The following is a 14,841-nucleotide window of genomic DNA, read 5'->3' as shown; positions in this document are numbered from 1 at the left end:
ATGGCCCCAAATCCAAGTTGTAACAGGTCTGGCATACATCCACCCGATTGTGCATTGACGCTCATCTTTTAGACAGATATTGTGATGTCATATTAAAAATATGAGGTTTTGTAATGAATGAGCTCCTTTTACCAGAGCAAGTTAAAGCTGCAAGAGCTCTTCTCGCTTGGTCTCAACAAGAACTGGCCTCCAAAGCAAATGTGGCAACATCTACACTTGCGGATTTTGAGCGTGGCTTTCGTACTCCAGTAGCAAATAATGCCCAAGCTATCCGTGATGCCTTAGAAGCTGAAGGCTTGCAGTTTATAGCTGGTGGGGTAGTTGAAAGGGGTATGCTGCAGCCACCTGAAAATGTAAAACCTGGTTCTTTGATGCGCTGGATTAATGCAACTCACCTTTCACAGTGGGGTGAACGGAGAGATGGTCAGAGTGGTATTCCTGAATTATTACGACGTTTAATTTTTGCAACAGTAGGTCCTGCCGCAAAAGTTCATTTCCCATCAGATGAGAGTGTGCAATATCCTGGTTGGGATGGTGAGTGTAAAACGAGTTTGGGTTTGGGCTTCGTTCCTGAGGGTGATTCTGTTTGGGAAATTGGTGCTCAACGTACCTCTATCCGCGCTAAGGCAGAAGAAGATTTTAATAAAAGATCTGGGAATCCACTCGGGTATAGTCCAGATAAAACAACGTATGTATTCGTTACTCCACAACGCTTTCCTGGTAAAAATAAGTGGGTAGAGGAGAAAAAAGCTCTCAATATTTGGCTGAATGTCTGTGCCATTGATGCTGATGATCTTGTCCATTGGTTAGAAATTTATCCTGCGGTCGCTCAGTGGTTGTCAGTAAAAATAGGTCATCGGCCACAGGGATTACGTAATATTGAAGAGTCATGGAGCGAGTGGATTCACGCAACGAGAACACCTCTCACTCCCGATGTTATCTTGGCCGGACGTGATGAAGAACAAACAAAAGTCCTTAGGTGGTTAAGAGATTCACCGCAACAACTCTCGGTGCAAGCCGAAGCTCCCGATGAAGCACTAGCTTTTCTTTATGCATCTATAAGTCCTCTGCCTGAAGAGCATAAGCTCTTCTATTGGAGCAAATGTGTCGTAGTTGACAACGCAACAACAGCCCGGCAATTAGCTGATTTAGGCACGCCATTAATCATTGTTCTCACTATTTCAGAACCGGGGATTGCACAATCTCTTGTTAATAATGGTCACCATGTCTACGCTATCTATGGCTCAGATGTGTCTCATCTATCCGGTCATTCAATACGCCTCCCCCGCCCATGGAGATTTGAGCTAAAAATAGCATTAACTCATGCTGGATTAAATGAGGAGGATGCTCATCGTTATGCCCACGCATCAGGCCGCAGTATTACGGTATTAAGGCGCTTAATGCCCATAGCCCCAAACTATAAACCACAATGGGCTGAACATGTTTCATCTGAGCTTATTGCCGCAATGTTCGCGGGGAGCTGGGATGAAACCTCATCTCAAGATCAAAAAATTATTAGTGATTTAGCTGGTTGCTCTTATGAGCAGGTAGAAGAAATCTTGGCACCGTTAGCATCCACTTTTGGTGGTCCATTAATTCGCTCTGGTAATCTTTGGAAAGTAGTTTCATTACGAGATCTTTGGACTCAAGTAGGTAATCAGCTAAGTTCCCACCAACTAAAGCGCTTTGAGAATACATTCCATTCGGTGGTGAGCGCCATTGATCCCCATTTTGAGACTCAACCTAATGCCGATACCTTCTATGAAGATAATAGCGTAGGGAAACCATCAGGTAGCATCAGACGTGGCTTAACAGAATCGATGATTGCCTTGGCTGTTTTCCCAGAGGTAGCAACGCTTATTACGGATGTATCTTCTCATGTGAATAGTGCGGTGTATAAGTTGCTTAATAATGCAACTGAGCCACTTTGGTGGTCTTTGTCTCAGGATTTCCATAATCTTGCAGAAGCAGCCCCAACGGTATTTCTAGACGCCGTAGAAGCTGGGTTGGAAGGCGATTCACCTCAGATTTTGTCATTATTCCGAAGTGATGAAGGGATAATGCAACCCACAGAGTATCTTTCAAATTTGTTATGGGCATTAGAGATGTTAGCGCGTAGCCCGCGTTATCTAATGCAATCTGCACTTTTACTGGCTTGGTTAGATGATGTTGATCCCGGAGGTCGATGGGGAAACCGTCCAGCAGTTTCTTTAAGGCGGATTTTTGTTAGTTGGTCACCACAAACTTATGCTAATTCATCACAACGTATTAAGGTCATTGATCGGATCATATCGCTGCATCCAATTGCTGGTTGGAAGTTATTGCTCGCATTAGCACCTCGTTCACACGATACTTCAGAACCTTCTTCTATGCCAAATTGGCGTGATTTCACTCCTAATGAGCCGGAGTCGATTACCTGGTCCTCTGTTGCAACAGCAGCATGTGAAATCGGTGAAAGATTATTAATGCATATAAATGGGAGGTGCGAACGGTGGTTTGAACTTTTCCACCTTTGGGGGAATTTTGATTCAAACTGGAAATTTTCAGCAGCTAAGCAATTAGCTGATTACTCCCTTAACCTCACATCTTCTGATGAAAAAGAAAGGTTGTGGAATGAGTTACGGCATTTTTTACAGAGAAACCGTGGCTTCAAAGATGCTCCATGGGCTCTGTCTGAAGAAGAATTGGCACCGTTGGATGCTATATTTCTTTCACTAACACCAGAAAATGTCGAGGAGCGTTTTCGCTGGCTATTTTGTGCAGGGGCCAATGAGTTAGGCGAAAATTATGATTGGCAAACACAACGAAATAGGCTCGAAGAGAGACAATTGGAAGCAGTAGAGTTCTTACTTGCAGAACTTGAATTTGAACAAATATTTCATTTCTCTTCAACAATTACGCTGCACTACGATTTTGGTCTTGCTTTAGCGCGATCCTCAACAAAGTGTCGGCATAAACATTTTCTAATGAAAAAAGCTCTAATGTCTGGTGATTCAGATATAGCAAATATTGGTTTGGGGATTCTTTATGGACTCAAAGCCACGAAAGGCTCAGAAAGCGAAACTTGGGTTCAAGAAATATGGGAACAAGCTATAACTGATAATTGGGGGGAATTAGCGGAAGTACGCATTGCCCAAGTATTACCACCTGTAATGTCGCTTTGGCTGAAAATAGAATCGAGACCAGTTAATATTAGTACAATATATTGGCAGACGATCCCTACATTTAGGCTTTCTGCAGATTTAGAGCTTGAGTATGTCATTAATCATTTACTTCTGGCAGACCGAAGTCACGATGCTCTTGCGTGGCTTGCTAATAATATAAAAATAGAACCAGAGGGCTCAGTTATTATTAGAGTAATGCATACCGCTGCAAGCACTAAAGACTCTCCCAATAATGATAATACGATGTCGAGCTATTATATTGGTATTCTCCTAGATTACCTGGAGAGTGATGTAAAGACTTCAAAAGAAGAACTTGTGAGGCTCGAATGGATTTATTTTCAAGTTTTACGGCATTCACGACATCCAGCCAGAAACTTACATCAGGCTCTTGCTAAAGACCCTATATTTTTTACCTCACTAATGAAATTACTCTATCTACCTGAAGAAGATAGTGGTGTAGTTGAATCTGAACCAGCAAATCCTAAGCAGGCCCGTGATCTAGCAAGCCAGGCATATCAAGTTTTGCATGAATGGGCAATTGTACCCGGGACCGATGAGAACGGGACTATTGACTCTTATGTATTGATGTCGTGGGTCAAGCAAGCTCGTCAATTACTGAAGTCTGCAGGTCGTGGTGAAATAGGTGATGACACGATTGGCATGATTCTCTCTGCCGCAAAAAGAAAAAAAAATGAAACGTGGCCGCCAGAAGCAATTCGCGAAGTTCTTGAGTTTGCTAGAAGTCGAGCAATGGAGAGTGGTTTTGAAGTTGGTGTTTACAACCGCCGTGGCGTAACTGTACGCATGCCACATGATGGTGGGGGGCAAGAACGAATATTAGTAGAACGCTATAAACAAGATGCTGATGATCTTAGATTTGAATGGCCTCGAACCGCAGCTTGCTTAGACCGCATTGCTATAAGCTATCAACAAGATGCAATTAGAGAAGATCACAGTGCGGACCAAGGTGATTGGTTATAAACCCTTTTATCATAATTGTATTTATTGAGTTTTTTAAATATGCAAAGGAGATTACATGCAAAGAAATTTATTAAAATACTTAAAAGTCTCTACAGGCAAAATAAGGAAATGTCAAGAAGAAGCTGTGGGGAAATTTTTTAAATTTAAGAAAAGAAATATTCGTGATAAGGCATGCTTAATTAACTTGCCAACGGGAGCGGGTAAAACAGGTGTCATAAGTTTAATATCACATCTAAGTAAAGAGCGAAATATTTTAATTATCTGTCATAGGAGAGCAGTTAAGGAACAGCTCTATAGAGAAGTATCAAGTAGGTTTTTTAGAGTGACGTTAAACGATCCAGATATAAAATTAAAGAATACATTTAAAAACATTAATAATTTAAATGAAGAAGGTATATATATATCAACATTTCAAAAACTATCAATGTTATCACCAGAAGACCTAGATGAGACACAAAGTTTCTTCGATCTTATTATTATTGATGAAGGTCATTCTGAACCATCTCCTGTATGGCGAGAAATCGTACGACAATCAGATGCAATAAAAGTTGTAATAACGGCAACACCATATAGGAATGATCTTTTCGAATTAAACGTTGACTTAGATGATTATTTTATCTTTACATTTAAACAGGCTATTTCTGATAAAATAATTACTGAGCCAAATTTCATTCAAGTGAATTCAATGGAGAAAATGCTTCAAGAAGTACAGGTTTTTCTAGAAAAAAATGAAAATATAAAATGCATAATAAAATGTAAAGATGCCTATGATATATCTCGATACCACGAATCAATTTCTAAAAAATTCAAAACAGTAAGTATACATGAGACATTTAGAAATGATGAAGTTAGCGGTAAATTTAAATCAGTAAATTCCGCATTAAAATCTGACAACATAAGAGTTCTAATTCATCAACATAAACTTGATGAAGGTGTAGATTTGCCTGAAGCAAAATTACTAGTTTTAACCTATCAAGTTGGAAGTGGTAGAGAATTGGTTCAAACTATTGGGAGAGTTGTTAGGAATTACAATTCAATAGAACCGATGATAATAGATCTAGCTAGTTCATCCAATGAAAGAATGTGGCAAAGTTACCGCGTATTTGATGACTACATATCCACACCTAGCGGTTCAAAAGGATTTATAAAATCGCTAAGCACAACTAACCTAATAAAAGGATTTCTTGATAACTTCCCTGAATACAGCTACTTCTCTAGTCGTTTCAGAGAACGATTGGACTTGCAATCCATAAACGCCAATGATATTTCAATACCATTGGCATCCGTTTGCTTTATAGAAAAAGGGCCTAATTACTCAACTCCCCTTCTTTTGGATAAAATATATTGGGAACTGCATACACAAGGTTCACTCGTTAAAGAAATAAAAAATGACCATAATGTATTCATGTATCTATACATATCATTCAATAGCTCTAGGTATCTTTCTGATAAATTATTTTTTGAACCAAAGCTAGAAATAATAATAATTAAAGAGTTATCTAATAGCATAGCTATCTTTGACAGCGCTGGTGCCAAGTATGCAAATAGAATCGACTTAAATCTTGCAAAACCTATAAATATTAATAGATTAACAGCATTAGCTGCAGCCACTAAGGTCCGTGAAATAAAAGAAGCTCACTCAAGGGCTATAGGTACTGCAAAAAATAGACCGGAAGCGATGTCCTTAAAAGGTAAAAACCTAGAAAATATAAATAGCACTCAGCGCAATGCCATGTACACACTAACAACATTGAAAGTAGTTAATAAGGATGAACAAGGGAAAAATGACAGTAGTTTCTATATAGGGGCTAGGTCTGGTCGTGTCTCTGATCAAATGGAAAGGAATTTTAGTATAGAAGAACTATCTGAATGGATTGAGAAAATTGATTTAGGAACAGCAAAAGAAGCAACTAATAATGGCCGATTAATAAAGTCATTCTCGCAACCCATTAATGAAAAACCCAACTCCGATATAGTTTCAATTATTCTAGATTTATCAGATTTCGATACCGAAGTAATTTCCGAAAAGAATTTTCTACCGGACTATTATTACCTTCAATATTCAGAAAGTGAAGGTGCGGAGTTATTTGTTGGTTCAAAACCATTTAAAATACACATTCAGTATGAAGAAGAGAAACATAGTTACCTTTTGACAACCACTAACAATTATGATGATTTCAACAAAATAATTTCTTATTTAAATAATGACAATTTTAGAATTCTTTTCTTAGACGGAACAACATACAGTGCGTCGAAATTTTATAAATTTTCACTTCCTTTTGAAAAAGGTATTACTGCTGAGGAAAGTTGGGCGGGACGTTCACTCATAAGCCTTCCAGCACTGCTTTCAAAGGGTCTTAAAGAAAAAGGAAAGTATGATGAAAAAGATATGTATATTAATACTACAAGCACAAGCTTTGATAAGAATTCTATATTTTATTTAATTGATCAATTAAAAAACCACTCAAATAGAAATGCTACTCTTCCACAATTGGGCCCCTTTCATCCTTATATTCCAAATTGCGATCTCGTTCTTTGTACTGACATGGATACAGAACCATGTGATTTTATCGTATCATCACCGGATAAATTATGTTTCATTCATGTAAAATGTGGGAAATCATTCAGCTCTCCAAAATCCTCAGCAGGAGCGATAGCAGAGGTCGGAAGTCAAGCAATTAAAAACTTAACCTATCTGATTTCACACTCAGATGCTAATATCCCAGGAAACTACTCTATTTGGGATAAAGCATGGCCGTCCCATAAAGCCAAACATAAACTTGAGTCTCGTTTTAGATTAGCCTTTAACGAAATTGGAAAGATCCCTAATAAAGAAAATAAACTTAAGGAAAAAACCTGGGAGTTAATATCTAATAGAAGAAAATCACCACTGTGCAATAAAGAAATATGGATAGTAATGGGCAACTCTTTTTCGAAAAAACATTTCATTGAAGAGATGTCAAAAGATATTGACCAGCAATCTGAAACAATACAAGCTTTTCAACTAATCGAAGATTGGTTAAGTAGTGCTGATGAGATGGGTGTAGATATAAAAATATTCACATCATAACAAACTCAATTCCCCGACACATTTAAGTGTGTCGGGGAAGTCATGGATAACCAATTCAACTGATTATTTTTTTAATGACTAATAAATGCCATTTACTCTCTGACTCCACAACAATAAGGAAGGGATAATGTTTTGATTCATGTCCTGACATCGCGCTGGTTAGATCCGCTGCGGGATTGTATTCCGTACGGCTGGTAACTATGGCGTAATGAAAGACTTCACCGGAGCAATGGCGAACCTTCTTGGTTTCTCTGTCGCACCACGGCTTACCGGGATGCTTACACTTCATTAGGGGCATATCCCTGGACTGAACACAGATTGCCCCCCACTTATGCCCCCAACTGTGATATGAATCCAGTTGATACCAAAAGATAAGGTACGGGCTAGAAACTAGTCGTATACGGGCTTTGAGTTGGTTTCGGTAGACTTGGCAAAAGTTTGAAATGGTGCCGATTATGGAGTCGAACATACGAACTGTCCATTTCGAAAGCGAGCCAATTCCAAAATGAGTACAAGCATGAGTATAATGAAAGATAAGTAGAAATTAAAACAATAAATATCAATATAATACAATAAAGGTCACGGTTCAACGTCTTAAGGTAACTTCATTGCGTTTTCTCTTAATCCTCTGGAATCATTCTTAATGCTGCATCAAGTTCATCATTTAACATGCTGCCTACAAACAAACTTTGTGAGGCAAAGTATTTTACTCCCGGGCCAAGAGCACCAACACGCTTTAAAATACGTTGCCGCGCTGCATAAGCTGGCTTTATTCTACTATCAACATCTTTCCACCATTTGAGACCATACTTTCTAATTATCTTCCCCTTTACTCTTTTAAAATACTCCTTACTATCTTCACCCTTATAAGAGACTAATACACTAGCCCAGATCATTTTCTTGTGAATAGATAGTGGCCTATACTCCCGCTCAATTAAATCAATTCGAACATTAGGATGTAAAAGCAAACTACCATCAAGTAATTTACGTTTTATCCACAAACGTCTGGCACACTCGTAAAATTTTTTCTTCTCTTCTTTTTCAAGATGTCTGGTATAAGTTGCCCAAGCTTCTAGATCATCAACTAATGATAATTTCTCAATTAGAGTTTGCTGTTCGGTGTTGAAATCGCTAAGCATGAATAATCCCTTCTGTTGCAGCAACATAAATTAATAATACATCTGTATTTGTTATTTTATCAGGTCATCCAAATAATCCGCCCACACCTGCAACCACTTCCGGCACTCAGCATCATACTTATACAGATTATAAATACCTTCAACGCCGCCACGTGTATGCCCCAATACGGCCTCTGCTATCTCATTTGGACACTGCAAACGAGATAACCCCGTTCGTACTGTACGACGCAGATCGTGCGGCGTCCAATGAGGTATATCAAGCATTTGACCGCTTTCACGTAAACGCCATGAGTTTTCAGTTAGATACTTCTGCTGAATTGGCTTCTTTGTGGCTTGCGAAGGGAATAGATATTTGTCAGAGGTAAGCCGTAGTACTTTGAGAAAGTCGATTGCCTGATCAGATAACTGTACGTAGCGCTCTATCCCTGTTTTAGTTTCTCGCAGATGAATAGTGCCTTTTTCAAGATCAACATCCTTCCATGCCATATTGCAGACTTCACCAGTACGACACCCAGTCCAGAGAGTCAGACGTAACACGTTTTTGATCGTTGGTGTGTAAGCCGAACCCGGAAGCCATTTAAGGAATTTAGCAAGCTCGTCCTCGCTCAGTACTCGTGTTCCTCGTCCGTTTGTGAGCTTAATTCTGGTCTGTCGTAAGCTGGATTTTGCTAACAGCGCCGGATTCGCAAAATTATCATTAAAACGTCCAAGGCCAATTGCAAATTCATATGCGAGTGAAAGCTCCCTCAGAACATTTCCAGCCTGTACGGTTGCACCTCGGGCTACAATGCCATTAATTAAATTGATGACATCCTGACGCGTAATCTCAGCAGCATTTCGGGTTCCTAAGCTTTTAACAGCGTCACCATAGAGAGTACGACGAACCTCAGCCTGCCCTTTCGGCTTTCTGGCACCGGGAATGACCTTCCCATCCTTCGTTTTACGATCCTCAATACGTTCAGTAAGATACAGTTCAACTAATCCCTGTACGGTCAATTCAGGGGTCTTAGCTTGTTCAGCTTCAATCGCACGCTGGAGCTTATCTTTTTTGAGTTCAGTCGCAGGGCACCGACCTTCCTGTCGGAGGAGCTTTAATTCGTGGAGTTTAAGACGTGCAGCGGCGAGAGAAGTCTGCGGGAAGTTACCAATTTTAACCTGAGCTAGCTTGCCAGTCAGAGGACTTGTGTAACGATAGAAAAAAGACTTAACCCCAGTTGCACCACAAGAGACACGTAAGCCACGATTTTCGCCTACATCAGCCTTATCTTTGTCGCCTGGCTTCATCATTTCTACCGCTTTAAACGAAAGTGGCCTTCCCTCTTGTTTTCCTGCCATAAAGACTCCGTTATCATGCATCTTATGCAGTCATGAACATAAATGTAGGTTGCACTGTATGTGCCCATATTTTACCAGGCCATAGGCTGGCAAGCTACACTTTAGCCTACATTTAAATGTAGGATTTCATGATATTCGATGAGACAACGTGAAACTTAATGATAATCACAAAAATCACTAACTCATTAAAAATTAAGAAAATGGATATCACAAACTGATGAGCACAATAGAAAATTTAGACTCGCACACCCCAATGATGCAGCAGTATCTCAAGCTGAAGGCTCAGCACCCGGAAATACTGCTGTTTTACCGCATGGGCGACTTTTACGAACTGTTTTATGACGATGCGAAACGCGCCTCTCAACTGCTTGATATCTCCCTGACCAAACGCGGCGCATCTGCGGGCGAGCCAATCCCGATGGCAGGCATTCCTCATCATGCGGTAGAAAACTACCTCGCCAAGCTGGTCAATCAGGGTGAGTCCGTTGCTATTTGTGAACAGATCGGCGATCCGGCGACCAGCAAAGGCCCGGTTGAGCGCAAAGTGGTACGAATTGTCACACCAGGCACCATCAGTGATGAAGCGTTGTTGCAGGAACGCCAGGACAACCTGCTGGCCGCCATCTGGCAAGACAGTAAAGGGTACGGCTACGCTACGCTGGATATCAGCTCCGGGCGTTTTCGTGTCAGTGAACCCGCTGACCGCGAAACCATGGCCGCGGAATTGCAGCGCACCAACCCCGCTGAATTGCTGTATGCCGAGGATTTTGCCGAAACCTCGCTGATAGAGGGACGTCGCGGCCTGCGTCGTCGTCCGCTGTGGGAATTTGAAATTGATACCGCCCGTCAGCAGTTAAATCTGCAGTTCGGCACGCGGGATCTGATTGGCTTTGGCGTGGAAAACGCCCCACGCGGATTATGCGCTGCCGGCTGTCTGCTGCAATACGTAAAAGATACCCAACGCACCTCGCTGCCGCATATTCGTTCCATCACCATGGAGCGTCAGCAGGACAGCATCATTATGGACGCCGCCACACGCCGCAATCTGGAAATCACCCAGAACCTGGCGGGCGGGGTGGAAAACACGCTGGCTTCAGTACTCGACTGCACCGTGACACCGATGGGTAGCCGTATGCTCAAGCGCTGGCTGCATATGCCGGTCCGCGACACCAAAATCCTCATCGAGCGCCAACAGACCATCGGCGCGCTGCAGGATACCACCAGCGAATTACAACCCGTGCTGCGCCAGGTAGGCGATCTGGAACGTATTCTGGCGCGTCTGGCCCTGCGTACTGCGCGCCCGCGCGATCTGGCCCGTATGCGTCATGCCTTCCAGCAATTACCCGAACTGCGCGCGCAGCTGGAAAACGTAGACAGTGCCCCCGTGCAGATGCTGCGCGAGAAAATGGGTGAGTTTACTGAGCTGCGTGAACTGTTGGAACGTGCCGTCGTGGAAGCTCCGCCAGTGCTCGTACGTGACGGCGGCGTCATTGCCCCAGGCTACAATGAAGAGCTTGATGAGTGGCGAGCGCTGGCTGATGGCGCCACGGACTACCTCGACAGACTGGAAATCCGCGAACGCGAACGCACCGGTCTGGACACGCTGAAAGTAGGATTTAACGCCGTGCACGGCTACTACATTCAGATCAGCCGTGGGCAAAGTCATCTGGCGCCAATTAACTACGTACGCCGCCAGACATTGAAAAACGCCGAACGCTACATTATTCCGGAACTGAAAGAGTACGAAGACAAAGTTCTGACCTCAAAAGGCAAAGCGCTGGCGCTGGAAAAACAGCTGTATGACGAACTGTTCGACATGCTGCTGCCACACCTGGCTGATTTGCAACAGAGCGCCAGCGCGCTGGCGGAGTTGGACGTGCTGGTCAACCTCGCGGAGCGTGCTTATACCCTGAATTACACCTGTCCGATCTTCACCGATAAACCCGGTATTCGTATTACTGAGGGACGCCATCCGGTGGTTGAACAGGTGCTGACCGAGCCGTTTATCGCCAACCCGCTTAACCTCTCGCCTCAGCGACGGATGCTGATCATCACCGGCCCAAACATGGGGGGTAAAAGTACCTATATGCGCCAGACTGCGTTGATTGCGCTACTGGCCTATATCGGCAGCTACGTTCCGGCACAGAAAGTCGAGATCGGGCCTATCGATCGTATCTTTACCCGCGTGGGCGCGGCGGATGATCTGGCATCAGGTCGTTCCACCTTCATGGTAGAAATGACCGAAACCGCCAACATTCTGCATAACGCCACCGAGAACAGTCTGGTGCTGATGGATGAGATTGGACGCGGCACCTCCACCTACGACGGCCTGTCGCTGGCATGGGCATGCGCAGAAAATCTGGCGAATAAAATCAAAGCATTAACTTTATTTGCGACCCACTACTTCGAACTGACGCAGTTACCGGAGAAGATGGAGGGCGTCGCTAATGTGCATCTGGATGCGTTAGAGCACGGCGATACCATCGCCTTCATGCACAGCGTGCAGGATGGCGCGGCGAGCAAGAGCTATGGTCTGGCAGTCGCTGCCCTGGCTGGCGTACCGAAAGAGGTGATCAAACGCGCGCGGCAAAAACTGCGCGAACTGGAAAGCATCGCGCCAAATGTTGCCGCAACCCAGGTCGACGGTACGCAGATGTCGCTGCTGTCAGTACCGGAAGAAACGTCACCCGCCGTTGATGCGCTGGAAAACCTCGATCCGGATTCGCTAACGCCTCGCCAGGCGCTGGAGTGGATCTACCGGTTGAAAAGTCTGGTGTAGTAAAAAGAGCCCGATAGCGTTAGCCCTAAAGAAAAAGGCCAGTCTCAATGAGACTGGCCTTTCTTGATAGAACTTGTGCTTACTCGCGGAAAAGCGCTTCGATATTCAGTCCCTGAGTCTGCAGAATTTCACGCAGACGACGCAGACCTTCAACCTGAATCTGGCGAACACGTTCACGAGTGAGACCAATTTCACGGCCCACATCTTCCAGTGTCGCAGCTTCGTACCCCAGCAGACCAAAACGACGTGCCAGCACTTCACGCTGTTTGGCGTTCAGTTCGAACAGCCATTTGACGATGCTCTGTTTCATATCATCGTCTTGCGTGGTGTCTTCCGGACCGTTTTCCTTTTCATCGGCCAGAATATCCAGCAACGCTTTTTCGGAATCGCCACCCAGCGGGGTGTCTACCGAGGTAATACGCTCGTTGAGTCGGAGCATACGGCTGACGTCATCAACCGGTTTATCCAGTTGTTCAGCAATCTCTTCTGCACTCGGTTCGTGGTCCAGTTTATGCGACAACTCACGCGCGGTACGCAGATAGACGTTCAGCTCTTTTACAATGTGAATCGGCAGTCGTATCGTACGGGTTTGGTTCATAATCGCCCGTTCGATCGTCTGGCGGATCCACCAGGTTGCGTATGTTGAGAAGCGGAACCCACGTTCCGGGTCAAACTTCTCGACGGCACGGATAAGCCCTAAATTGCCCTCTTCAATCAGGTCCAGCAATGCCAGACCACGATTGCCATAACGACGAGCAATTTTCACCACCAGACGCAGGTTACTTTCAATCATGCGACGGCGAGATGCGACATCTCCACGCAGTGCGCGACGCGCAAAATAAACTTCTTCTTCGGCTGTTAACAGTGGTGAATAACCAATCTCACCAAGGTAAAGCTGAGTCGCGTCCAACACACGCTGTGTGGCCCCCTGCGATAACAGCTCTTCTTCAGCCAGGTCGTTATCACTGGGTTCCTCTTCACTCAAGGCTTTTTCATCAAAAGCCTCTACTCCGTTCTCATCAAATTCCGCATCTTCATTTAAATCATGAACTTTCAGCGTATTCTGACTCATAAAGGTGGCTCCTACCCGTGATCCCTAACGGAACTAGCACGTGAAAGCCTGGTTCCGCCTAATTATCGCTGCGGTAAATAGCGCAGCGGGTTTACGGATTTCCCCTTGTAACGAATTTCAAAATGCAAGCGTGTTGAACTGGTTCCGGTGCTACCCATGGTAGCTATTTTCTGCCCCGCCTTGATTTCTTGTTGTTCCCGGACCAGCATTGTATCGTTATGGGCGTAGGCGCTCAGGTAATCATCGTTGTGTTTGATGATAATAAGATTACCGTAACCACGCAGCGCGTTACCGGCATAGACGACGCGTCCATCTGCGGTCGCGACAATAGCCTGTCCTTTGCTGCCTGCAATGTCGATCCCTTTATTGCCACCTTCGGTAGCCGCAAAGTTTTCGATCACTTTGCCGTCAGTCGGCCAGCGCCAGGTAGAGATTGGCGAGCTAGTCGACGTTGAGCTTGCAGTTGATTCGGTTGTGCTAACTGCTGGAGCCGTTACAGGCGCTGTGACCACAGTCCCAGCAGGCTTGTTGTTCGGCAACATTTTGTTAGCACTTTGTTCACCTGAATCCTCAGAATACGTAATTGTTGGTTTCGAAGCAACAGCAACGGTGGAATTTTGTGCAGGGTTGGTCACAACTCCTTGCTGTGCTGCATCCGCCTGGGTGATGGCATTGCCACCGGTAATCGGTGCACCAGACGCGTTGCCCACTTGCAGAGTTTGACCGACATTCAGGCCATACGGGGCCGGAACGTTATTGCGTTGTGCGAGGTCACGGAAATCGTTCCCGGTGATCCAGGCAATATAGAAAAGGGTATCGCCTTTCTTAACAGTATAGGTACTGCCGCCCGTGTAGCTACCTTTCGGAATATTCCCATACTTACGATTGTATACAATACGACCGTTTTCCATCTGCACAGGCTGTTGAGCAACAGGCTGGATTTGCGTTGGCTGTGTGGTTGGTTGCTGCACCGACTGGATCTGTGGCGTCTGCTGTACTGTCGACGTCGAGCCCATTTTAGGTGGAGGCGTAATCAGCATGCCAGAACTGGTGTTCGTTGATGCACTACCGTTAACCGAGCTGACCGGCGCTGGTGGATTCGAGGTGTTTGAACAACCTGCCAGCCATAGTGAAACCAGTGACAATGCCGCAATGCGGCGAACGGTAAATTTGTGGCTTCCCGCGCTCATTTATCCCCCAGGAAAATTGGTTAAAACCAGTGACGTAATCACCGTGCAAGGCCCCGTCACAATACGCTTACTCTTTCGAGAATAACCAGGAAAACTCCAGGTATTCAGCAG

Annotated in this window: 8 protein-coding genes and 1 pseudogene; 4 read left to right on the top strand and 5 right to left on the bottom strand. The window is 44.3% G+C overall.

Annotated features, from left to right (window positions below):
- Positions 1-113 precede the first annotated feature (113 nt).
- Positions 114-4,145, top strand: coding sequence for a helix-turn-helix domain-containing protein (locus GFC06_RS09440; protein ID WP_153690080.1), 4,032 nt, complete (start codon positions 114-116; stop codon positions 4,143-4,145).
- Positions 4,146-4,200: 55 nt separating this feature from the next.
- Positions 4,201-7,215 (top strand): DEAD/DEAH box helicase, encoded by a 3,015-nt coding sequence (locus GFC06_RS09435; RefSeq protein ID WP_153690079.1) that lies wholly within the window; start codon positions 4,201-4,203, stop codon positions 7,213-7,215.
- A gap of 103 nt (positions 7,216-7,318) precedes the next feature.
- Here the strand turns inward: GFC06_RS09435 and GFC06_RS23380 are convergent.
- The 3 genes and pseudogenes from GFC06_RS23380 to GFC06_RS09420 form a co-directional block, all read right to left on the bottom strand.
- Positions 7,319-7,482 (bottom strand): annotated as a pseudogene (locus GFC06_RS23380) (phage integrase central domain-containing protein); the annotation flags it as partial.
- A gap of 353 nt (positions 7,483-7,835) precedes the next feature.
- Complete coding sequence (locus GFC06_RS09425; protein WP_228522550.1) at positions 7,836-8,354, bottom strand: hypothetical protein; 519 nt, start codon at positions 8,352-8,354, stop codon at positions 7,836-7,838.
- A 51-nt stretch (positions 8,355-8,405) separates the two neighbouring features.
- Positions 8,406-9,689 carry a tyrosine-type recombinase/integrase gene (locus tag GFC06_RS09420; protein ID WP_153690077.1) on the bottom strand — a complete coding sequence of 428 codons (1,284 nt, stop codon included), beginning with the start codon at positions 9,687-9,689 and terminating at the stop codon, positions 8,406-8,408.
- A gap of 217 nt (positions 9,690-9,906) precedes the next feature.
- Here GFC06_RS09420 and mutS point away from each other — a divergent pair, with 217 nt between their 5' ends.
- On the top strand, positions 9,907-12,468 hold the full coding sequence (mutS, locus tag GFC06_RS09415; protein ID WP_047414286.1) for a DNA mismatch repair protein MutS: 2,562 nt from the start codon (positions 9,907-9,909) through the stop codon (positions 12,466-12,468).
- Positions 12,469-12,547: 79 nt separating this feature from the next.
- Here mutS and rpoS read toward each other — a convergent pair whose 3' ends face one another.
- Together rpoS and nlpD are read right to left on the bottom strand one after the other, a co-directional pair.
- Entirely contained in the window at positions 12,548-13,540 is a 993-nt protein-coding gene (gene rpoS, locus GFC06_RS09410; RefSeq protein WP_000081498.1) for an RNA polymerase sigma factor RpoS, read from the bottom strand.
- 62 nt (positions 13,541-13,602) lie between these two features.
- On the bottom strand, positions 13,603-14,685 hold the full coding sequence (gene nlpD, locus GFC06_RS09405) for a murein hydrolase activator NlpD (RefSeq protein WP_230330220.1): 1,083 nt from the start codon (positions 14,683-14,685) through the stop codon (positions 13,603-13,605).
- Here nlpD and GFC06_RS23375 point away from each other — a divergent pair.
- The gene (locus tag GFC06_RS23375; protein ID WP_223870215.1) at positions 14,588-14,815 is read left to right on the top strand and encodes a hypothetical protein; all 228 of its coding nucleotides are present in this window, start codon (positions 14,588-14,590) and stop codon (positions 14,813-14,815) included. The two genes, nlpD and GFC06_RS23375, sit on opposite strands and share 98 nt — an antisense overlap.
- Positions 14,816-14,841: the final 26 nt, after the last annotated feature.

The organism is Citrobacter braakii, from assembly GCF_009648935.1.
Lineage (GTDB): Bacteria > Pseudomonadota > Gammaproteobacteria > Enterobacterales > Enterobacteriaceae > Citrobacter > Citrobacter braakii.
The sequence above is the reverse complement of the archived record's forward strand: the minus strand, read 5'-3'. Positions and strand labels throughout refer to the sequence as shown.

Excerpts from the sequence above, each read along its gene's own strand:
- rpoS (WP_000081498.1), bottom strand. The coding sequence starts at position 13,540 with ATGAGTCAGAATACGCTGAAAGTTCATGATTTAAATGAAGATGCGGAA.
- mutS (WP_047414286.1), top strand. The coding sequence starts at position 9,907 with ATGAGCACAATAGAAAATTTAGACTCGCACACCCCAATGATGCAGCAG.
- GFC06_RS09435 (WP_153690079.1), top strand. The coding sequence starts at position 4,201 with ATGCAAAGAAATTTATTAAAATACTTAAAAGTCTCTACAGGCAAAATA.
- GFC06_RS09420 (WP_153690077.1), bottom strand. The coding sequence starts at position 9,689 with ATGGCAGGAAAACAAGAGGGAAGGCCACTTTCGTTTAAAGCGGTAGAA.
- GFC06_RS09440 (WP_153690080.1), top strand. The coding sequence starts at position 114 with ATGAATGAGCTCCTTTTACCAGAGCAAGTTAAAGCTGCAAGAGCTCTT.
- GFC06_RS09425 (WP_228522550.1), bottom strand. The coding sequence starts at position 8,354 with ATGCTTAGCGATTTCAACACCGAACAGCAAACTCTAATTGAGAAATTA.